This window comes from Microbacterium abyssi (genome assembly GCF_015277895.1).
GTDB classification, from domain to species: domain Bacteria; phylum Actinomycetota; class Actinomycetes; order Actinomycetales; family Microbacteriaceae; genus Microbacterium; species Microbacterium abyssi.
The window spans coordinates 2232168-2252658 of sequence record NZ_CP063815.1; the positions used below are offsets into that span (position 1 = coordinate 2232168).

The 20491-nt window shown below is 67.1% G+C and carries 20 protein-coding genes; 11 read left to right on the forward strand and 9 right to left on the reverse strand.

The annotated features are described in order from the left end of the window. Window positions 1-186: 186 nt before the first annotated feature. Entirely contained in the window at window positions 187-3561 is a 3375-nt protein-coding gene (locus IM776_RS10885; RefSeq protein WP_194420059.1) for a carbohydrate binding domain-containing protein, read from the reverse strand. Window positions 3562-3828: 267 nt separating this feature from the next. On the opposite strand from IM776_RS10885, the gene arfB reads away from it, so the two are divergent. Continuing rightward, the gene (arfB, locus tag IM776_RS10890; protein WP_194420060.1) at window positions 3829-4269 is read left to right on the forward strand and encodes an alternative ribosome rescue aminoacyl-tRNA hydrolase ArfB; all 441 of its coding nucleotides are present in this window, start codon (window positions 3829-3831) and stop codon (window positions 4267-4269) included. Between the two features lie 26 nt (window positions 4270-4295). Here the strand turns inward: arfB and IM776_RS10895 are convergent, their stop codons facing one another. The 3 genes from IM776_RS10895 to IM776_RS10905 are packed head-to-tail and all read right to left on the reverse strand — an operon-like array spanning window position 4296 to window position 6754. After that, a complete protein-coding gene (locus tag IM776_RS10895; RefSeq protein WP_194420061.1) occupies window positions 4296-4847 on the reverse strand; it encodes a pyridoxine/pyridoxamine 5'-phosphate oxidase in 552 nt (183 codons plus the stop codon). A gap of 56 nt (window positions 4848-4903) precedes the next feature. Next, on the reverse strand, window positions 4904-5977 hold the full coding sequence (ychF, locus tag IM776_RS10900) for a redox-regulated ATPase YchF (RefSeq protein ID WP_194420062.1): 1074 nt from the start codon (window positions 5975-5977) through the stop codon (window positions 4904-4906). A 36-nt stretch (window positions 5978-6013) separates the two neighbouring features. Further along, complete coding sequence (locus tag IM776_RS10905) at window positions 6014-6754, reverse strand: class I SAM-dependent methyltransferase (RefSeq protein WP_194420063.1); 741 nt, start codon at window positions 6752-6754, stop codon at window positions 6014-6016. A gap of 59 nt (window positions 6755-6813) precedes the next feature. Between IM776_RS10905 and IM776_RS10910 the strand changes: the two genes are divergently transcribed. The 3 genes from IM776_RS10910 to IM776_RS10920 all read left to right on the forward strand — a co-directional run bounded on the left by IM776_RS10910 (window position 6814) and on the right by IM776_RS10920 (window position 9186). Next, on the forward strand, window positions 6814-7407 hold the full coding sequence (locus tag IM776_RS10910; protein WP_194420064.1) for a 3'-5' exonuclease: 594 nt from the start codon (window positions 6814-6816) through the stop codon (window positions 7405-7407). A gap of 35 nt (window positions 7408-7442) precedes the next feature. Beyond that, complete coding sequence (locus IM776_RS10915; RefSeq protein WP_194420065.1) at window positions 7443-7850, forward strand: ankyrin repeat domain-containing protein; 408 nt, start codon at window positions 7443-7445, stop codon at window positions 7848-7850. Window positions 7851-7917: 67 nt separating this feature from the next. After that, window positions 7918-9186, forward strand: a complete 1269-nt coding sequence (locus IM776_RS10920; protein WP_194420066.1) for a DNA recombination protein RmuC — start codon at window positions 7918-7920, stop codon at window positions 9184-9186. Here the strand turns inward: IM776_RS10920 and IM776_RS10925 are convergent. Beyond that, on the reverse strand, window positions 9174-9467 hold the full coding sequence (locus IM776_RS10925; protein ID WP_194420067.1) for a hypothetical protein: 294 nt from the start codon (window positions 9465-9467) through the stop codon (window positions 9174-9176). The genes IM776_RS10920 and IM776_RS10925 overlap by 13 nt on opposite strands. 122 nt (window positions 9468-9589) lie before the next feature. Then, window positions 9590-10576, reverse strand: a complete 987-nt coding sequence (gene glpX / locus IM776_RS10930; RefSeq protein ID WP_194420068.1) for a class II fructose-bisphosphatase — start codon at window positions 10574-10576, stop codon at window positions 9590-9592. 185 nt (window positions 10577-10761) lie between these two features. Here glpX and fbaA point away from each other — a divergent pair, with 185 nt between their 5' ends. Continuing rightward, window positions 10762-11790 (forward strand): class II fructose-bisphosphate aldolase, encoded by a 1029-nt coding sequence (gene fbaA, locus IM776_RS10935; RefSeq protein WP_194420069.1) that lies wholly within the window; start codon window positions 10762-10764, stop codon window positions 11788-11790. Between the two features lie 65 nt (window positions 11791-11855). Here fbaA and IM776_RS10940 read toward each other — a convergent pair whose 3' ends face one another. Further along, window positions 11856-12383 (reverse strand): DUF6264 family protein, encoded by a 528-nt coding sequence (locus IM776_RS10940; RefSeq protein ID WP_194420070.1) that lies wholly within the window; start codon window positions 12381-12383, stop codon window positions 11856-11858. Beyond that, complete coding sequence (locus tag IM776_RS10945) at window positions 12380-13453, reverse strand: 4-hydroxy-3-methylbut-2-enyl diphosphate reductase (RefSeq protein ID WP_194420071.1); 1074 nt, start codon at window positions 13451-13453, stop codon at window positions 12380-12382. Before IM776_RS10945 ends, IM776_RS10940 begins: the two co-directional genes overlap by 4 nt. A 74-nt stretch (window positions 13454-13527) precedes the next feature. Here IM776_RS10945 and xseA point away from each other — a divergent pair, with 74 nt between their 5' ends. The 6 genes from xseA (at window position 13528) to IM776_RS10975 (ending at window position 18849) form a co-directional block, all read left to right on the forward strand. Further along, a complete protein-coding gene (gene xseA / locus IM776_RS10950) occupies window positions 13528-14805 on the forward strand; it encodes an exodeoxyribonuclease VII large subunit (RefSeq protein ID WP_194420072.1) in 1278 nt (425 codons plus the stop codon). Window positions 14806-14847: 42 nt separating this feature from the next. Continuing rightward, window positions 14848-15087, forward strand: a complete 240-nt coding sequence (locus tag IM776_RS10955; protein WP_194420073.1) for an exodeoxyribonuclease VII small subunit — start codon at window positions 14848-14850, stop codon at window positions 15085-15087. Next, window positions 15084-15725: a DUF4245 family protein gene (locus IM776_RS10960; protein WP_228479728.1), complete on the forward strand. Its 642-nt coding sequence runs from the start codon at window positions 15084-15086 to the stop codon at window positions 15723-15725. Before IM776_RS10955 ends, IM776_RS10960 begins: the two co-directional genes overlap by 4 nt. Next, on the forward strand, window positions 15722-16396 hold the full coding sequence (locus tag IM776_RS10965; protein WP_194420074.1) for a carbonic anhydrase: 675 nt from the start codon (window positions 15722-15724) through the stop codon (window positions 16394-16396). Before IM776_RS10960 ends, IM776_RS10965 begins: the two co-directional genes overlap by 4 nt. Next, window positions 16393-17787, forward strand: a complete 1395-nt coding sequence (locus tag IM776_RS10970) for a class II fumarate hydratase (RefSeq protein ID WP_194420075.1) — start codon at window positions 16393-16395, stop codon at window positions 17785-17787. Before IM776_RS10965 ends, IM776_RS10970 begins: the two co-directional genes overlap by 4 nt. Window positions 17788-18225: 438 nt before the next feature. Next, window positions 18226-18849 carry an endonuclease domain-containing protein gene (locus tag IM776_RS10975; RefSeq protein ID WP_228479729.1) on the forward strand — a complete coding sequence of 208 codons (624 nt, stop codon included), beginning with the start codon at window positions 18226-18228 and terminating at the stop codon, window positions 18847-18849. 97 nt (window positions 18850-18946) lie between these two features. On the opposite strand, the gene IM776_RS10980 is transcribed toward IM776_RS10975, so the two are convergent. Next, window positions 18947-20308 carry an RNA 5'-3' helicase PhoH2 gene (locus tag IM776_RS10980; protein WP_422730914.1) on the reverse strand — a complete coding sequence of 454 codons (1362 nt, stop codon included), beginning with the start codon at window positions 20306-20308 and terminating at the stop codon, window positions 18947-18949. Window positions 20309-20491 lie beyond the last annotated feature (183 nt).

Consider the following 20491-nt stretch of genomic DNA (forward strand, 5'->3'; position numbering starts at 1 on the left):
GTATCTGTCTCCTGGTGCCTTCGCATGTGAGTCGCGCGGCGTCGAGCGGGCCCTGCTACTTTACTTCATCGGTCACCGATGCCCGCCGACCCATCCCGTCGAGGAATGCGCGCCACTCCCCCGACGAGCGCGGAAACGGGCCCGACGCGTCTTCTGCACGTCGGGCCCGCGGTCAGAGCGATTGTTCTATTTGCCCAGTCGCGCGAATTGCGCGGTGAACCCGTCCCAGTCCTCTTTCTCTGCGGACGTCGATTCATCGGCGGTGTACGGATCCGTCGCGGCATCGAGCGTTGCAGGGTCATTTGGCAAGGAACCGATTGCGGACTGCCCGAAGGTCGAGATCAGCATCACGCCGATCCCGTTCTCCTCCACAGCCGCGCGCGTCGTTCCGAGAACCGAGAACGGGATCTTCATCTCGTAGACGGTGTCCTGTTCCGTGCTATGCGCGCCGAGGAGATCGCTGAAGGCGCTTTCGTCGGCGAGATCGGCTGGTGCGTATCCCTCATACCCATTGGCTGCGATGCCCATCAGCGAAGCTCCGTGGAATCCATCGCCGAACGCGTAGGCAACACCGCCGTCTGCGAAGCTGGTGACATTCTCAGCCTCATAGTCGAAGGCGTCTGAGTCGTTCAGCGAGAACACCGCCGGCTTGCCCACACCGGGCTTGCTCGAGAACATCGCGACGTGATCGGCCTCTTCGTTCTCGAAGGTGTAGCGCATCCCCCAGATGCCCTGCTCGGTGCCATCGATCAGGCCGTCGCCGCCCCGATCCGTGACGTCGAACGCGATCCCTTGAGGAATATCACCGTTGTACGGCTTGCCGTTGTCGCTGATCGGGTATCCCTGCCCGGGGTCGACCACGTCGGTGACGTTGGTGAACTGCCACATCAGGTAGACGTTCTCGTCGTCCCACGACCCGTACAGCGCGTACGGGTCGTACACCGGCCCTTCATGGCTTCCGCGGAAAATGCGCGGATCGTCGTTGGCGACGCCCTGAGCGATGATCATGTCCTCGGTCCATTCAGATGCGTCACCGTCCACGGTGACCGACGCGGTCTTCCCCACCTGGCCGTTCGGGTTCTGCTGGTAGTAGCCGGCCGAGTAATCGGTGCCGACCGGCGTTCCTGGATTGCCCGGATCCCCCGGGACTTCCGGGTCTTCCGGGACTTCCGGGTCTTCCGGGTCTTCCACCGCGCACGGGCTCACCGCCGTCACGGAACCACCGGCAATGGCGACGGTCGTCCCGCTGACGACGTAGTCCTTGGAACCGTTGTTGTCCCACGCGCCCCTCCCGTTGTTGAACGCGAACGTCGAACCAGACGCACCGGAAGGCACCGTCGTCGACACCCACCCTTCACACGCATCCGACATCCTCGTCCCCGGCGCGCTCGTCCACGCACCAGTGCCGACACGGAAATGCGCGTAATACGCGTCCCAGCTCTTATCCGTCTTGTAGAACACAGTGAGATCCTCACCAGTCGGCTCGGCGCACGGGCTCACCGCCGTCACGGAACCACCGGCAATGGCGACGGTCGTCCCGCTGACGACGTAGTCCTTGGAACCGTTGTTGTCCCACGCACCCCTCCCGTTGTTGAACGCGAACGTCGAACCAGACGCACCGGAAGGCACCGTCGTCGACACCCACCCTTCACACGCATCCGACATCCTCGTCCCCGGCGCGCTCGTCCACGCACCAGTGCCGACACGGAAATGCGCGTAATACGCGTCCCAGCTCTTATCCGTCTTGTAGAACACAGTCAGATCCTCACCAGTCGGCGTCGCGTCCGTGGTCGCAGCAGCCAGCGCGCTCTCGTCCGACTGGTTCGCGCCATCGCTCGCAGCGACGGTGTACCGGTATTCGGTCTCCGGCGCGAGCCCACGGTCCGTGTACGAGGTGGACGTGCCTGCAGCCTGGAAGGTCTTCGTACCGTCCGCCCCACCCGTACGCGTGATCTCGTACCCCATGACAGCGCAATCGTCAGTTGACGCCGACCAGGTCAATGAGATTTCCGTACCCGAGGCGGCCGCCTTGACGTTCTTCGGAGTGGTGGGCGGTTGCTCGTCAACACACGTGCCGGTGCCGACCTTCGCGTCTGCATGAATCGCGACGGCATCGTTTCCTGACACAGTGGCGGAGAACTGCCCGCCCGAGACTGTCACGGTGTCGCCTGACCAGTTGCCGCGATCGTTCTTGGCCGAGATGACGTTGTAGTACTCACCGTCCGGAAGCCCGGTCTTGAACGTCTGAGTGAATTGACCGCCGCGGTTGATGACGACGGTGCCCTTGTCGCCCCGGCTGAAGGCAACGGCGCTGCTGCCATTGGTCCATTTGTCGGTCACGGACGTCCCGTAGGTGGCGACGCGGAAACCGACCATGTTCTTGATGTCGTTCTGAGCGTGCTTGCAGGTCCATGCGGAGCCACTTCCACACACCTGATCGATCACTTCACCCGACGCAACCTGCGGGGGTCCTGCATCGAAGTTGCTGAACGTGTAGCCGGAGTGGATCGACGGCGAGCCATAGTTCCACGCGAGCGTGAAGACCTGCGCGAGATCGTAGACGTCGCCGTTCTTGTAGCTCAGCGTCTCGCCGTTACGCTCCGTGTCGTGGTTGTCGACGAACACACCGGCGTCGTCATGATCGAGGAAGCCGTCCCACGACTCACCGATTCCGGAGCCGCTGATCAGCCAGTTGAGGGTGCCACCGCCGAAGGCTTCCTTGAGCTTGCGTGCGTAGGCGAACTCGTGGATATCACCCATCCCCAGATATTCCTCTGGCTGAATCGGCTCATTCGCGCGGATGACTTCCTGGACGATATACAGCTCGTCACGCTTCTTCACCTTCGACATGATGCCCTCCATGTCGGCGGCCGAGATGTGCTTGACGGCGTCGATTCGGAATCCTGACGCCCCGAGATCGACCAGCCGATTCAGGTAATCAGCGATCTTCTGCTGCACCGATTGCGACCCGGTATCCAGATCCGACAGATTCACCAGGTTGCAGTTCTGCACGTCCCATCGGTCCTGGTAATTCGAGATGTCTCTGCGGCAGGAGTGGAAATCGCCGTCGTTGTACAGTCCCGGGTAGTTGTAGTGACCGAATTGCGTTCCTGCCCAACCTGTTCCGCCGGCGGATTGGCCACTCATGTGGTTGATGACCGCATCGACGATAACTCCGACGCCCGCGTCCTCACAGGTGTCGATCATCTTCTTGAACTCGGCCTCGGTGCCTAGTCGAGATTCGAGTCGATAGCTGACCGGCTGGTAATACGTCCACCATTGGTTTCCGCGAACGTGTTCCTGAGGCGGCGATGTCTGTACATACCCATATCCCGCCGGGCCCAGGGTATTTTTGCATTCGTCGGCGATCGCATTCCAGGTCCACGAGAACATCACAGCGATAGTGTCCTTCGGGCCGGGGGCCGCTGCCTCCGCTTTGTTCGGCGGCGAGAGCGCGACGAACAGCGAAGCGAGCATCAGCCCGATAGCGAAGATCGCCCACGAAGTCTGACTTCGTTTCGATCGTTCCGGGAGCCGATCAAGAGTGCGTGCGGGGGTCACGGTGTGCTCCTTTGCCTACGTGAATGTGTCCGTCGGCGCGTCGGAGGATCGGGGAAGACGCGCTGACTTCCGTCACGATAGGTGCGTCCGTCGAGGGATTGCAAGCGCTTACACAAATGTGATGCGAATTACATGCGGGCGGTCCACAGACAGGCACGGCTTCCACATTTATTCAGCGAGAGCGAGACATCCGACCAGCGACCCTGGCGCCTGGAGTCGGCCGCCGCTCAACTCGATCCACGGTTCCGGTTGCGGGACACTGGTCAGGTGGACTACGTGTTTGTACCGCCGGGACCCGGCGCTCGGCTCGGCCTGCGCGTGCCGGCCGGAGAACTCATCGAGCAGTTCAGCCATGCCTCGGGTCCCGGTGGACAGGGGGTCAACACCTCGGATTCCCGGGTGCAGCTGAGCCTCGACCTCGCGACGACCACGGCTCTGGACGAAGTCCAGCGCGAACGCGTCCTTGGCCGGCTCGCGACGAGGCTCTCAGGAACGGTGATCACCATCAGCGCCGAGGAACATCGTTCTCAATTGCGCAACCGCGCCGCTGCTCGGGAACGACTCGCCGAGACCCTCCGCGATGCTGTGATGCCCGACACCGTTCGGCGCCCGACCCGTCCCACGCGTGGATCGCAGCGCCGTCGCCTCGAGGGCAAGCGCCGGCTCTCCGAGACCAAGCGCAATCGTCGACGTCCGACGGGCGAGTGACTTCAGGACCACCCTCCGGCGAGCGATCAGGTCTCGTACCGCCACCCATCACCGTCGCGCACGAAGGCGATGCGCACATGACGGCGATCTGGCGACCCCTGCCAGAACTCCACGCGATTCGGCACGACTCGCCAAAGAGTCCAGTCGTCCGGATCGACTGCCTGTTGCGCCGCCACGCTCCGGGCTTGCAGATCGGCAAGGCTCTCGTCTCGCGATGCCTCGATCACGGGTCCACGGACCCTGACGGAGCGTACGAGCGGCTGCCACCAGAAGGTGAGCGCCGCATTTGGGCAGACTTCGAGCTGGCCACCCTTGACGCTCGTCCGAGTACTGGCGAAGGCCCAGCCACGTTGATCCACGTCCTTCAGCACCACGACGCGAGCATCCGGCATCCCGCTCGCGTCGACTGTGGACAAGGTCATCGCGTGCGGCTCCGCCACCTCATGGTGCTGGGCGACGGCCAGCCAATCGAGGAAGAGCGTCACCGGGCCCTCCGGCAGATCCCCGAGGTCCAGTGGTGGGGCGGTCCCGGCCAACGACGGCAACGCCCGCAGCATCGACTTCGTCGAATCCGTCATCGTCCGAACCTCCCTCTCCTCCGGCTCAGCTCGAGCTTTCGCCGCGTCACCAACGGCTAGACGTTGAAGCGGAACTCCACCACGTCGCCGTCCTGCATGACGTAGTCCTTGCCCTCCAGACGCGCCTTCCCCTTGGCGCGCGCCTCGACGACCGAGCCGGTCGCGACCAGATCATCGAACGAGATGACCTCGGCCTTGATGAAGCCCTTCTCGAAGTCGGTGTGGATGACACCTGCGGCCTGCGGCGCCTTGGCACCGCGCGGGATCGTCCACGCACGCGACTCCTTCGGCCCCGCGGTCAGGTAAGTCTGAAGACCCAGGGTCTCGAAGCCGACGCGCGCGAGCTGGTCGAGGCCCGACTCCTCCTGACCTGTGGATTCCAGCAGCTCGGCGGCATCCTCCGGGTCGAGGTCGATGAGTTCGGACTCGATCTTGGCGTCGAGGAAGATCGCCTTCGCCGGCGCGACCAGAGCCTCGAGCTCGGCCTTGCGCGCAGCATCCGTCAGCACGGCCTCGTCGACGTTGAACACGAAGATGACCGGCTTCGACGTGAGCAGGCCGAGCTCCTTGATCGGCGCGAGATCGATGCCGCTCACCGAGAGCAGCGTGCCGCGCTCGAGCGCGTCCTTCGCGGCGTTCGCGGCCTCGAGCACCGAAGGGTCGAGCTTCTTGCCGCGAACCTCCTTCTCGAACCGAGGGATCGCCTTCTCGACGGTCTGCAGGTCGGCGAGCATGAGCTCGGCGTTGATCGTCTCGAGGTCACCCTGTGGGTTGATCGCGCCCTCGACGTGCACGACGTCGTCGTCGTCGAAGCCGCGCACCACCTGGGCGATGGCATCCGCCTCACGGATGTTCGCGAGGAACTGGTTGCCGAGCCCCTCTCCCTCTGACGCGCCGCGGACGATGCCCGCGATATCGACGAACGACACGGTCGCCGGAAGGATCCGCTCGCTGCCGAAGATCCCGGCGAGCACGTCGAGCCGGGAGTCCGGGAGGTTCACCACACCGACGTTCGGCTCGATCGTCGCGAACGGATAGTTCGCCGCGAGCACGTCGTTCTTGGTCAGTGCGTTGAAGAGGGTGGACTTGCCGACGTTGGGCAGGCCTACGATTCCGATAGTGAGAGCCACGGGGTAAGAGTCTACCGGCGCGCGCTCACGCGGCCTTCACTCCCGCAGCGCGCGGAATGCCCGGGTCACGTACGGCAACTCGATTGTCGTCTCGTCATGCAGGCCGACCTCGTCGAACAGCGCGTCCATCGCTACGTGGATGGCGCGTCGATCCGAGTCGGATGCTGTGATGAGGTGACTGCGAGAATCGGCCATCCTGTGCAGCTGTGCGCGCGTGATCGGTCGCGCCCAGTGCCACTCCTGGGACTCCAGCCCGGCGAACGGGGCGGCAACGGTCGGACCGTACTCGTCGAGCATCACCTCGGCAGCGCTGGAGTGCATGATCGCCGTGAGTCGACGCACCCACTCGGTCCGGTTGTCGCGGGTGTTCCAGATGAGCCCGAGCGTGCCGCCGGAGCGCACGGCCCGGCCGATCTCCGCAGAGCCCTCAACGGGATCCACCCAGTGCCAAGCCTGTCCCAGCACCACGGCGTCGAGGCTGGCATCGGGGACGGGCAACTGCTCAGCGGTGCCGAGGAACGTCGGCACCCCCGGAACCGCACGGCGGAGCACAGCGAGCATCGCCGGGTCGGGGTCGATCGCGATCACCTCGGCGTCGGGCGCATCCGCGAGCACCCGGGTCAGTTTGCCGGTTCCTGCTCCCACGTCCGCGACACGACGTGATCCGTGCGGCAGCGTTTCAAGCATCCAGGCGACCGCATCGAACGGATAGTCGGGTCTCGCGGCCTCATAATGATCAGCCGCCGCGCCGAAGGAAGTCGCCCGCTCATCGCCCATGTCGCCAGCCTACGGCGAGTCTGCGGCGTCTGATCCGTCACCGGGGAGAGGGTGAAGAGGTGCCCCTGGATTTCACCGCCATCGACTTCGAGACCGCGAACTCCAGCCCGGCATCCGCCTGTTCCGTCGGGCTGGTGCGTGTCCGCGGCGGCCAGGTAGTCGCCACGGCCGGCTGGCTGATCCGTCCTCCGGCAGGACACGACGAGTTCCAGGAGTGGAACATCAAGATCCACGGCATCCGCCCTCAGGATGTCGCGAACGCCGCCACCTGGCCCGAGCAGTTCGACCGCCTGTGCGGCTTCGCCGGCGCCGATGTGCTCGTGGCGCACAACGCCGGATTCGACCTGAAGGTGCTGCGCACCGCATCCGAGGTCACCGCGCTCGAGTGCCCACCGTATCGTTCGCTGTGCAGCCTGCAGGTCGCCCGCAAGGTGTACGACCTCGACTCGTACCGGCTTCCGAAGGCCGCGGCCGCCGCCGGGTTCGCTGAGTTCTCGCATCACGACGCACTGGCAGATGCTCGCGCCTGCGCCCAGATCGTCATCGACGCCGCGCGCCGCACAGCGAGCGCCGACGTCGACGCCCTCGCGAGCGGCCTCAGCCTGCGCGTGACAGAGCCGCTCGTCGCCGTCGTCCACGAGCAGGCCGCCTGAGTGCATTCCCGCGCCCGACGCGAGAGAATGACGGCATGACGAATCCATCCGGTGACTCCCCGGTCAGCCTCGAGGTCATCGAGGGAACCTTCGATCTCGCACGGCAGGGACGCACGGGACCGCTCGGCGAGATGATCGACGCCGGCGTGCCGGTCGACCTGCGCAATCCGCGCGGCGACACCATGCTGATCGTTGCGACCTACGCCGAGGAGGCCCACACGGTCGCGGATCTGATCCGACGCGGCGCCGAGCTGGATGCCGTCAACAACAACGGGCAGACCGCGATCTCGTGCGCTGTGTTCCGCAAGAACGAGACGCTCCTGCGGATGCTGCTGGATGCCGGTGCCGATCAGGACGCCGGCGGACTGTCCGCCACGGCGATCGCCGACCAGTTCGGTCTGACCGACATGCGCGCGATCCTCGACGAGTACGCCGCACGCTGAACCTCGCTCCGGCGCCGCTGCGGGGCGGCGCGACGCCGATGTCGGATGCCCTCGGCATCATGGCGGTATGGATGCTCCGCTGATCGTTCTCCTCATCGTCGCCGCCCTCGCAGCCGGTGCCGCCGTGGGCTGGCTGGCGCATGCCGCGCGCGTCTCGGGCGCGCAGGCGCAGGACGCGACCGAACTCGCGCGCGCGCAGGCTGAGCTGGCCGCTGCCCGCGAAGACCGCGACCGGCAGTACGACCTATACCGGGATGCCGTGGAGCACGCCCGCACCGAGCAGCGCGCCGAAGCCGATCGGGTGCAGCAGCAGAACGCCGTGCTGACGGCGCTCGCTCCCGTGCGCGAGTCGCTGCAGCAGATGCAGAGCAAGGTCGCCTCCCTCGAGCAGGAGCGGCATGCGCAGTTCGGGTCGCTCGCCGAGCAGCTCAGACGTGCGCAGGAATCGGACGAGGCGCTGCGCGCCACGACGGAGTCGCTGGCGGGAGCCCTGCGCTCGACATCCACCCGCGGAGTCTGGGGCGAGACCCAGCTTCGGCGCGTCGTCGAAGCCGCCGGACTCACGCGGCACGTCGACTTCGATCTGCAATCGACCATCTCCTCCGATCGCGGTCAGGGGCGCCCCGACATGGTCGTCCGCCTGCCCGGCGGCACCTCCATCGCCGTGGATGCCAAGGTGCCCCTCGACGCGTATCTCGAGGCCAGCGCCCTGGTCGGCGATGCCAACGAAGCGCAGCGCCGACAGCACATGCAGAAGCACGTCAAGGCGGTGCGCGCGCACATCGACGCCCTCGCGAAGAAGGCGTACTGGACCGGACTGGATGCGAGTCCCGAGTTCGTGATCTGCTTCCTGCCGAGCGAGTCGCTGCTGGCCGCGGCGATCGATGAGGACCCGTCACTGCTCGATTACGCCTTCGGCAAGCGCGTGGCACTGGCGTCGCCCGTGAACTTGTGGGCGGTACTCAAGACGGTCGCGTACACCTGGACTCAGCAGGAGGTCTCGACGGAGGCCCGCACGCTGCTCGCTCTCGGCACGCAGCTGTTCGATCGCCTCGGCACTCTCGCCGGTCACGCCGACGACCTCCGCCGTGCGCTCGAGCGCACGGTCGACAGCTACAACCGCTTCGCCGGATCGCTGGAGAGCCGCGTGCTCGTCACTGCCCGGCAGTTCCCCGGCATCGACGCATCAACTCTGGACGGACCGCCCGTGATCACGAGCCCGGCGCGCAAGTTCACTGCGCCGGAGCTGACCGGCGGCGAATCCGTCTCCGAGATCGAGGCAGACCTCGGCGCTGTGCGGCACCGGCTGAGCGACGAGGAGCGTCAGGCGCTGTAGGGAACCCAGCTGAGCAGGGCGATCACCAGCCCGGACGTCACGACGAAAGCGCCGATCATCCACCACGGGCTGAGTTCGTGTCCTTCAGCGCGACGCACGCGGAAGAGAACATCGGTGCGCCGGGCAGGGTCAACGTTTGCGGGCGCAGGGGTGGCTGCGGCGGCTGCAGCCGCGCGGGCTGCTTCGTCTTCGGGGGTGACCCGGAGGATACGCCCCGTATTGGTGGTGACCATCTTCACCGGAGCGGACTTGTCGCCGCTTCCCGCCTGTCCCGTGGACATGTCTCACCCTCCTGGAGGCCGCCGCGAATGGGCTCTCGGTGGCGTCTTCCATTCTGCCAGCAAAGGCTGGCAGCGTCAGGAGAGCCACCCTCAGCGGGAGCACCGGGTGTGTAACGATCTCGTCAGAGCCACTTCGAGACGAGGTGCTCCGAGGAGATGCGCCGCAGCGTGCCGGATGCGCCGCGCAGGACGACGGATTCGGTGTACACGTAGTTGCCTTCGCGCCGGACTCCCGCCACGAGCTGTCCGTCCGTGACGCCGGTCGCGACGAACAGCGTGTTGTCGCCCTTGACGAGCTCCTCGGCCTCGTACACGTAGTCCATCTTGAGGCCGGCGTCGATGCCGCGCTGGCGCTCTTCGTCGTCGCGGGGCCACAGGCGGCCCTGGATGTGCCCGCCGAGCGCCTTGATCGCACACGCTGTCACGATGCCCTCCGGGCTGCCGCCCACGCCGACGCACATGTCGGTGCGGGCGCCGTGCCGTGCGGCGTTGATGCCGCCAGCGACGTCGCCGTCGCTCATCAGGCGCGTGCCGGCTCCTGCTTCGCGGATCTCCTCGATGAGCTTCTCGTGGCGCGGGCGGTTCAGCACGGACACGACGATCTCGTCGATGGGCTTGTCCAGCGCCTTCGACAGCAGACGGATGTTCTCGCCGATGGGCAGGCGGATGTCGACGACGCCGACGCCTGCGGGGCCCGTAACGAGCTTGTCCATGTAGAAGACGCTCGAGGCGTCGAGCATTGTGCCGCGGTCGGACACCGCGATCACCGAGAGAGCGTTCTGGCGGCCGGCGGCGGTGAGCGAGGTGCCGTCGATCGGGTCCACGGCGATGTCGCACTCGGGCCCGCGGCCTGAGCCGACGACCTCGCCGTTGAACAGCATCGGGGCGTTGTCCTTCTCCCCCTCGCCGATGACGACCCTGCCCTGGAAGTTCACGGTGCCGAGGAAGGCGCGCATGGCGTCGACGGCGGCGCCGTCGGCGGCCTCCTTGTCGCCGCGGCCGATGAACGGCACCGCCCTGATCGACGCCGCCTCGGTGGCGCGCACCAGTTCCAGCGCGAGGTTTCGATCGGGACGCAGCGGGCTCATATCGGCCGTCAGACTCACCATGGGGCCAGCCTAACCAGCGAGATGGCGAGACAACCCGCACTTTCGCCTCTCCCAGCGTGAAGAATTGGCGTTTCTTAACGAGAGCGAAGGCCGCCTCCTCGTGGCGAAGTCGGAGGCCCCGGCATCCGCTCATCGCCAGCGATAGAGTGAGCACTGTCCCGGCTTCATCTATCGCAGGAGATTTCATGCCCGTCGCCACTCCGGAACAGTACGCAGAGATGCTCGACCGCGCGAAGGCCGGTGGCTTCGCGTACCCCGCATTCAACGTCTCCAGCTCTCAGACCATCAACGCCGTGCTCCAGGGCCTCACCGAGGCGGGCTCCGACGGCATCATCCAGGTGACCACCGGCGGTGCCGACTACTTCGCCGGCCACACCATCAAGGGCCGCGCCACCGGCGCACTCGCGTTCGCCCGCTACGCCACCGAGGTCGCCAAGAACTACCCGGTCACCGTGGCGCTGCACACCGACCACTGCCCGAAGGACGCCCTCGCCGGCTTCGTCGAACCGCTCATCGCGGCATCCGAGGAAGAGGTGAAGGCCGGCCGCAACCCGATCTTCCAGTCGCACATGTGGGACGGCTCGGCTGTTCCCCTCGCGGAGAACATCGAGATCGCGAAGGACCTGCTCCCCCGCATCAAGGCGATAGGCGCCATTCTCGAGGTCGAGATCGGCGTCGTCGGCGGCGAAGAGGACGGCGTGCAGCACGAGGGCTCGAACGAGGCGCTCTACACGACCTTCGCCGACGTCGACCAGGCCGTTCAGGCACTGGGCCTCGGCGAGCAGGGGCGCTACATCGCCGCCCTCACCTTCGGCAACGTGCACGGCGTGTACAAGCCGGGCGGCGTGAAGCTGCGTCCGGAGCTCCTCGGCGAAATCCAGGAGCAGGTCGCCGCGAAGTACGGCACCGGCCCGAACCCGCTCGACCTCGTGTTCCACGGCGGCTCCGGCTCGACCGACGAGGAGATCGCCACCGCGGTCGCCAACGGCGTTATCAAGATGAACATCGACACCGACACGCAGTACGCCTACACGCGTGCGATCGCCGACTACATGTTCAAGAACTACGACGGCGTCCTGAAGGTCGACGACGAGGTCGGCAACAAGAAGCTGTACGACCCGCGCGCGTGGGGCAAGGTCGCAGAATCCGCGATGGCCGCGCGCGTCGTCGCGGCGACCCGCCAGCTCGGCTCATACGGCCAGTCCAAGAGCTGAATCCGCCGGTTTCACGGAAGATGCCTCGGCCGCCACGGCCGGGGCATCTTCGTGTCTGCGGAGCGCTAACGCCCGGATGCACCGTCCAGATAGGCGATGAAGGCCGGATCGTTCATCATCGGGATGGTGATGCAGACCGACGCCACGAGCATGGTCGCCGCGGCTCCGGCCAGCGGCAGCCACCAGGTGAGCTTCCCCGAGCGCAGACGCCGCATCGACAGCCAGGCGGTCAGCACCCAGCCGACGACGAGCACGATCGCGGCGACCGTGCCCCACACCTTGCCCTGGGCGAAGTTCGTGAACTCTCCCTCGATGCCGAGGATCTTCATGCTCTCGTTCATCATGGTCGGCAGGTCGAGGTACGACATCCCCGTCATGAACACGTTGACGACGCCGTACGTGAGAAGCGCGATCGTGATGATCCGGTCCCACGGGCGTGCGGCCGGCTGCGCGGGAGCAGCCTCGGCTGCTGACGCGGCGGGCGCCGCAGTGGCGATCGGGGCCTCGGTCACGGCATCCACCGGCGGCAACCCCGCGAGCCGACGTTGCTCCTCGGGAGTCGCATACTCGCCGTACTGGGGGCGATCGGTCATGACGATGCGGGCCCCCTGCGTCCGCCGAGGGCGCGAGCGTCTCGCTGGCCCGAACTGTCCTGACGCAGTTCCTTGGGGAGTGAGAACATCAGGTCCTCTTCGGCGGTCTTGACCTCTTCGACATCCTGATAACCGGCGCTGCTGAGTGCCTCGAGAACCTCGCGGACGAGCACCTCCGGCACCGATGCGCCGCTGGTCACGCCGACCGTCTCGACGCCGTCGAGCCACTCCTGCTTGACCTCTTCGGCGTAGTCGACCCGGTAGGCGGCCTTCGCTCCGTACTCGAGGGCAACCTCGACCAGGCGCACGGAGTTCGACGAGTTGGATGAGCCGACGACGATCACGAGATCGGCATCCTTCGCGACCTTCTTGATCGCGACCTGACGGTTCTGCGTGGCGTAGCAGATGTCGTCGGACGGCGGGTTGTGCAGTTCGGGGAAGCGCGTGCGCAGCCGGTTCACGGTCTCCATGGTCTCGTCGACCGACAGCGTGGTCTGCGAGAGCCAGACGACCTTCGACGGATCCTTGACCTGGACGGTGTCGGCCTCGTCCGGCGAGTTCACGATGGTGACCCGCTCGGGCGCGTGACCGGCGGTGCCCTCGACCTCTTCGTGCCCCTCGTGGCCGATGAGCAGGATCTCGAAGTCGTCGCGGGCGAAGCGCACCGCCTCGCGGTGCACCTTCGTCACGAGCGGGCAGGTGGCGTCGATGGCGTGCAGTCCGCGATCGGATGCCGCGTTCACCACGGCCGGCGAGACACCGTGCGCGCTGAACACGACGTTGGCGCCCTCGGGCACCTCATCGACCTCTTCGACGAAGATCGCGCCCTTCTCCTCGAGTTCTGTGACGACGTGGATGTTGTGCACGATCTGCTTGCGCACGTAGACCGGGGCCCCGTAGCGCTCGAGGGCCTTCTCGACGGCGACGACCGCGCGGTCCACACCGGCGCAGTACCCGCGGGGGGCGGCGAGCAGAACGCGCTTGTGTCCGTCGACCGGGATATCCTGAAGCCGCGTCGCCCGCGATCGTGGGATGCGGGGAACGGGAAGATGTACGGTGGCCTGGCTCACCCTTCGATCCTACCTTCGGGCGCCGATGAGGGGCCTGGACGCCTGCTCAGGCAGAACACGGATGAAAGGACCCGATGACGGTCTTCGAGGCATCGCTCGCAGACGGCGCGACCCCGCCGGCGGATGCCGTCGCTCCCCGCGATTCGACAGCGGAAGCTCCGACCTCCGTCGCGCGCCTCAACGGCACGATCCGCGACTTCGTCGCCCGCTGGAACACGGTCTGGGTCGAGGGCGAGATCACGTCGTGGAATGTCCGCGGCGGCAATGTGTTCGCTCGCCTCAAGGACACCCAGTCCGACGCGCAGATCTCGATCCGCGTCTGGTCGAGCGTGCGAGGACGCATCCCCGCCGACCTGAGCGTCGGAGACCACGTCGTCGCCGCCGTCAAGGCCGACTACTTCGTCAAAGCGGGCGACTTCAGCTTCACGGTGTCGAGCATGAAGCACGTCGGGCTCGGCGATCAGCTCGAGCGGCTGGAGAAGCTGCGAGCGCAGCTGCGCCAGGAGGGGCTGTTCGACACCGTCCGCAAGAAGCAGCTGCCGTTCCTGCCGCACGTGATCGGGCTCATCACCGGCGAACGCTCGGATGCCGAGAAGGACGTCCACCGCAACGCCGAGCTGCGGTGGCCGCAGGTGCGCTTCCGCACGCAGTACGCCGCTGTGCAGGGCGACCGCTGCGTACCGGAGACCCTTGCCGCGCTCGCGGCGCTGGATGCCGACCCGGACGTCGACGTGATCATCATCGCCCGCGGAGGCGGTGACCCGCAGACCCTGCTGGGGTTCAGCGACGAGCGTCTCGTGCGCGCCGTGGCTGCGGCATCCACCCCGATCGTCTCCGCGATCGGACACGAGAACGACCACCCTCTGCTCGATGACGTCGCCGACCTCCGCGCGTCCACGCCCACGGATGCCGCCAAGCGCGTCGTCCCCGACGTCGGAGAGCAGCGCGCCCTGATCGGGCAGTTGCGCGCCCGCGCCACCTCGCGCCTGACACAGCGCATCACTCACGACATCGCGCAGCTCGAGCAGTTGCGGTCCCGGCCCGTGCTGCGCTCCCCCGACCCGATCATCGCCGAACGCGCGCAGGAGCTTTGGCTGCTGCAGTCCCGCGGACGCGACACGCTCGCCCGGCAGCTCGACGCCGCGAGTCGACAGACCTCTGAGCTGCGCGCATCCTTGCGAGCGCTCTCGCCCGCGGCGACCCTCGCCCGCGGCTACGCCATCGCGCACCTAGACGGGGGCGTGATCCTCCGGGATGCCGCAGATGCCCCGGCCGGCAGCGCGCTGACCATCACCGTCGACCGCGGCTCGCTGGCCGCGCGCTCCGAAGGCGAGATCGCAGAGGCCGGCTGAGCGCGGTCACGCGGCCGGGCGACGTCCGCGCGGCGTCGTAGGATGGAGGGCGTGACTGCGCCGAACGACACCCCTGTGGAGACTCTGTCGTTCGAGGCCGCGCGCGACGAGCTCGTCCGCGTGGTCGCCGAACTCGAACAGGGCGCACCGACCCTCGAGCACTCGCTCGCCCTCTGGGAGCGCGGCGAGGCTCTCGCCGTCCGTTGCGAGGAGTGGCTGCTGGGAGCGAAGCGGCGCCTCGAGGCCACTCGTGCCGCGGCATCCGACGAGGAAGAGTCGTGAGCAAGCAGCCCCCCATCGTCGCCGAACTCGGCCGCCCGGAGACTCCCGAGGAGACCGCGGCACGCAAAGCCGAGTTCAGCAGGAACTACCGGGCAGGCCAGTCGTTCCGCAATCTCATCGCCGCGCTCATCATCACCCTCGCAGTGGTCGCAGTGGTCGTCTTCGGGGTGCCGCGGGGCGAACCGGCATCCGAGCGCGAAGTCGACGTGGCCGGCATCGCCGCCGATGTCGAATCGACCATGGACAGTCCGGTCGTCATTCCCGACCTCGGCGACTTCTGGCGAGTGAACGCGGCCGAACTGCAGGGCGGCGCGACCACGGTCTGGGACATCACCCTCGCCCCGGCGGATGAGGACGAGCGCGGGTTCATCCGCATCGCCCAGGCGTTCGACGCCGACGCCTCCTGGGCACCGCAGCTGCTGAACGGCACCGCCGCGACCGACACGACCCGCATCGGCGGACTCGATTGGGACGTCTACGAGCTGAACGGCAGGACCGAGAACAACGTCAGCCACGCGATCGGCACCCAGGCCGGCGACGATTACGTGCTGCTCTACGGCTCACGCTCCGCGGACTCCACGGCGAAGCTCGCCGAATCCCTCATCCCACAGATCCGCACCATCTCGGAGGCAGAATGACAGCGCTCACTCCCACCGCCGCGTGGCAGGCGATGCTGGACGGCAACCGCCGCTTCGTCGCGGGTGAGCCGCGGCATCCCAACCAGGATGTCGAGCGCCGCCATGATCTCGCCGACCATCAGAACCCGGTCGCGACGCTCTTCGGATGCTCCGACTCGCGTCTCGCGGCCGAGATCATCTTCGACCTCGGCCTCGGCGACCTCTTCGTGGTGCGCAACGCCGGACAGGTCATCGGCGAGTCGATCGTGGGCAGCCTGGAGTATGCGGTCGAGATCCTCAACGTCCCGCTCATCGTGGTGCTCGCACACGACGAATGCGGTGCCGTGCGCGCCGCGATCGACGGCACGGCGATCGACGCAGCCCCGCTGCCGCCGCACATCTGGAAGCTGATCGCCCCGATCATCCCGGCCGCCCGCAAGGTCCTCGCGGCGAACGGCGGATCATCGCCCGCAGACATCGATTCCGAGCAGGTCGGCCGCGAGCACCTGCGCAACACCGTCGCGAACCTGCTGCAGTCGTCCGAGCTGATCAGCGACGCCGTCGCCCAGGGCCGGCTCGGGATCGTCGGTGCCAACTACCGTCTTGCCGAGGGCACGGCCGTGCCCGTCATCGCCGTAGGAATCGACACGGGGATCGAAGACGTCCCCGCAACCCAGGAGGGATCGAAGTGACCGACACCGACTACCGCATCGAGCACGACACCATGGGCGAGGTCCGGGTGCCCGTGAACGCTCTGTACGGCGCGCAGACGCAGCGTGCCGTCGAGAACTTCCCGATCTCGGGCAAGGGCCTGGAGTCGGCCCAGATCGCCGCGCTCGCGCGCATCAAGAAGGCCGCAGCCCTGGCGAACAAGGAACTCGGCACGCTCGACGCCGCGATCGCGGATGCCATCGCGGCCGCGGCCGATCAGGTCGCGTCGGGCGCTCACGACGGCGAGTTCCCGGTGGACACGTATCAGACCGGCTCGGGCACCTCGTCGAACATGAACATGAACGAGGTGCTGGCCGCGCTGGCGACCGGCATCCTCGGCTCGGCCGTGCACCCGAACGACCACGTCAATGCCTCGCAGTCCTCGAACGACGTGTTCCCGACCTCCGTGCACATCGCTGTCACCCAGGCGCTGATCGACACGCTCATCCCGTCGCTCGACCACCTCGCCGTCGCTCTCGAGGCGAAGGCGGAGCTGTGGAAGGACGCCGTCAAGTCCGGCCGCACGCACCTCATGGATGCCACGCCCGTCACCCTCGGCCAGGAGTTCGGCGGCTACGCCCGCCAGGTGCGCCTGGGCATCGAGCGCGTGCAGTCCGCACTCCCCCGCGTGGCGGAGGTTCCGCTCGGCGGCACCGCCGTCGGCACCGGCATCAACACGCCGCTCGGGTTCCCGCAGAAGGTCATCGCGCTGCTCGCGGCCGAGACCGAGCTGCCGATCACCGAGGCCAAGGACCACTTCGAGGCACAGGCCAACCGCGACGGGCTCGTCGAGACGTCCGGAGCGCTGCGCACGATCGCCGTCTCGCTGACCAAGATCAACAACGACCTGCGCTGGATGGGCTCCGGCCCCAACACAGGCCTCGGCGAGCTGCACATCCCCGACCTGCAGCCCGGTTCGTCGATCATGCCGGGCAAGGTCAACCCGGTCGTCCCGGAGGCCGTGCTCATGGTCTGCGCACGGGTCATCGGCAACGACGCGACCGTGGCATGGGCCGGAGCATCCGGTTCGTTCGAGCTCAACGTCGCGATCCCGGTCATGGGCACGGCGCTGCTGGAGTCGATCCGTCTGCTGGGCAACGCCTCGCGCGTACTCGCCGACAAGACCGTCGACGGCCTCGTGGCGAACACCGAGCGCGCCGCCGCGTTCGCCGGCATGAGTCCCTCGATCGTCACGCCGCTGAACAAGGTCATCGGCTACGAGGCCGCCGCGAAGATCGCCAAGCATTCGGTCGCCAAGGGCATCACCGTCCGCGACGCCGTGATCGACCTCGGCTACGTCGAGCGCGGTGAGATCACGCTTGAGCTGCTGGACGAGAAGCTCGACCTGCTCTCCATGACGCACCCGGGCTGACCGGGCCGCGGCGCTGCCGCTGTTGTCGCATTTGGCGGACCTTGTTGCGCCTGTCGGAGGATTCATACGAATCGCTCCGGCAGGCGCAACAGGTTCCGACGTTCGTAGCGCTCGCGGTCTCGCCATCCGCGCGACACGTGGCAGCGCGACTCGTTCTGCACGGTGCCGAGTTCCGGGCAAGGCCTGTGGAGACCGTCGGCTGCGCCCGGACGGTGCTTCAAAGTGTGTGGATGCTCAGCCTCGCTCAGACCATCCATCGCCTCGGCGGTATCGCACGCGGGTCCCACTTGCAGACGCTCGGCTTCACCCGCACACAGCTCTCCCGGCAGTCGCGCGCCGGCGCGCCAGTGCATCCGCGCGGGCGTTTTCGCGACCACCGATCTCGATCACCGCATTCGGACTGCTGCCGGGCATGGTGGAGCCCTGGCGTGCGCGTCCGTGCTGCGGATCCATGGGATCTGGCTGCTCGAAGACGACGGGAGAACCCACGTCTGGCTCGGAGCCCGTGGCCGCGTCCACGCGCACCAGGACTGCACGTGCGTCTCGCACTTCTACGTCGGCACGCCGCCTCTCGGACGAGCGCACCTCGAGACCGCATTGGTGCACTACCGGCGGTGCGCGGGCGACGAGGCGTTCTTCGCGGCCTTCGAGTCGGCGTGGCGGAAGCGACTGCTGTCGAAGGGTGCCCGCCTCCGCATCCGGGCGGCGCTGCCGGCATCCGCCCGCTGGCTGGTCGATCTCGCGCGATCGGATGCCGACAGCGGCCTGGAATCGCTTCTGCGCCTCCGTCTGCACATCCTCGGCATCCGCCTCGATTGTCAGGTCGTGATCGACGGCGTCGGGAAGGTCGACTTCGTCATCGGCGGCCGACTGATCCTCGAGGCGGACGGCAAGGAGAACCACGACGGTGAGATCAAGAGGCACAAGGATCTGGTCAGGGATGCCGCGGCATCCCGACTCGGATACGAGACGCTTCGCTTCGACTACGCACAGATCGTCCACGGATGGCCGACCGTCCAGGCGGCCATCCGTGGCGCACTCAGCCGGCTCGTCACCCGCTGACACGCCTGTCGGAGGGTGTCACATCCGTCGGCGGAAATCCCCCTCAACCTCCGACAGATGCAACACCCTCCGACAGGTGCAACCCGGCGTGCAAGCCTCAGCTGAGCTCGCCGCCCTCCAGCAGATCGGTGACGAGGGCTGCGATCGCCGAGCGCTCCGAGCGAGTCAGGGTGACGTGCCCGAACAGGTCATGTCCCTTCAGCGTCTCGATCACGCTGGCGATGCCGTCGTGGCGGCCGACCCGAAGGTTGTCGCGCTGCCCCACGTCGTGGGTGAGCACGACTCGGGAGTTCTGGCCCATGCGGCTCAGCACCGTCAGCAGGACGTTGCGCTCGAGCGACTGCGCCTCATCGACGATCACGAACGCGTCGTGCAGCGAGCGTCCGCGGATGTGCGTCAGAGGAAGAACCTCGAGCAAGCCCCGCTCGACGACCTCTTCCATGACGTTGCCCGAGACCACCGAGCCAAGCGTGTCGAAGACGGCTTGGCCCCACGGGCCCATCTTCTCGTTCTGGTCGCCGGGGAGGTAGCCGAGTTCCTGGCCGCCGACGGCGAAGAGCGGGCGGAAGACGATGATCTTCTTCTGCTGCTGCCGCTCCAGCACCGCTTCGAGCCCGGCGCACAGCGCGAGCGCCGACTTACCGGTGCCGGCGCGACCGCCGAGCGAGACGATCCCCACCTCAGGGTCCAGCAGCAGGTCGATCGCGATGCGCTGCTCCGCCGACCGCCCGTGCATCCCGAAGAGTTCGCGGTCTCCGCGCACCAGCCGGTACTCGCCGTCGCCCGTCACACGGCCGAGCGCCGATCCGCGCTCGGAGTGGATGATGAGTCCGGTGTTCACCGGCAGCCCGCGCGCATCCTCGCTGATGCCGACCTCGCTCTCATACAGGTCGCTGATGTCGTCGCCGGACAGGTCGAGGGTGGTGATCCCGGTCCAGCCGGAGTCCACCGCCTGCTCCGCGAGGTACTCCTCGGCCGAAAGCCCGAGCGAGGCGGCCTTGACGCGCATCGGGAGGTCCTTGGAGACGATCGTGACGTCCTGCCCGTCCTGTGCGAGGTGCATGGCCACCGCGAGGATGCGGCTGTCGTTGTCGCCGAGGCGGATGCCGCTGGGCAGCACCTGACCGTCGGTGTTGTTCAGTTCGACCCGCAGCGTCCCGCCCTCGCCGATCGGAACGGGGAAGTCCAGCCGGCCGTGCTCGATGCGCAGCTCGTCGAGGTGACGCAGCGCCTGCCTGGCGAAATAGCCGATCTCCGGATCGTGACGCTTGCCCTCGAGCTCCGTGATCACCACGACCGGAAGGACGATCGAGTGCTCGGCGAAGCGGAACAGCGCCTGCGGATCCGACAGCAGCACCGACGTGTCGAGCACATACGTGCGAAGGTCCTGTGCAGGTTCCCCCGAGGAGGACCGGCGCGAGGCCTGACGGGTGGACTGCTGTGCTGTACGTGTGGTCACGACCCACTCCCGACCCGGGATGATTCCCGGCTATGCCACGAGTCGACCAGGGGTCACGAGCCGCGTACCTGAGGGCCGACTCGACCGGACACCGTGTCCGATGCCTTGAACGTACGACCCGGCCGCCTGATCGTTGCGGCCGACACGCCCGGAGCTCACGTTAAGCCGAGATTAACTCTGACT

Bases quoted from the DNA above. Each gene is read 5' to 3' on its own strand.
- IM776_RS10895 (WP_194420061.1), bottom strand. From the start codon at position 4,847: ATGACGGATTCGACGAAGTCGATGCTGCGGGCGTTGCCGTCGTTGGCC.
- IM776_RS10905 (WP_194420063.1), bottom strand. From the start codon at position 6,754: ATGGGCGATGAGCGGGCGACTTCCTTCGGCGCGGCGGCTGATCATTAT.
- IM776_RS10915 (WP_194420065.1), top strand. From the start codon at position 7,443: ATGACGAATCCATCCGGTGACTCCCCGGTCAGCCTCGAGGTCATCGAG.
- IM776_RS10920 (WP_194420066.1), top strand. From the start codon at position 7,918: ATGGATGCTCCGCTGATCGTTCTCCTCATCGTCGCCGCCCTCGCAGCC.
- IM776_RS10925 (WP_194420067.1), bottom strand. From the start codon at position 9,467: ATGTCCACGGGACAGGCGGGAAGCGGCGACAAGTCCGCTCCGGTGAAG.
- glpX (WP_194420068.1), bottom strand. From the start codon at position 10,576: ATGGTGAGTCTGACGGCCGATATGAGCCCGCTGCGTCCCGATCGAAAC.
- fbaA (WP_194420069.1), top strand. From the start codon at position 10,762: ATGCCCGTCGCCACTCCGGAACAGTACGCAGAGATGCTCGACCGCGCG.
- IM776_RS10940 (WP_194420070.1), bottom strand. From the start codon at position 12,383: ATGACCGATCGCCCCCAGTACGGCGAGTATGCGACTCCCGAGGAGCAA.
- xseA (WP_194420072.1), top strand. From the start codon at position 13,528: ATGACGGTCTTCGAGGCATCGCTCGCAGACGGCGCGACCCCGCCGGCG.
- IM776_RS10955 (WP_194420073.1), top strand. From the start codon at position 14,848: ATGGAGGGCGTGACTGCGCCGAACGACACCCCTGTGGAGACTCTGTCG.
- IM776_RS10965 (WP_194420074.1), top strand. From the start codon at position 15,722: ATGACAGCGCTCACTCCCACCGCCGCGTGGCAGGCGATGCTGGACGGC.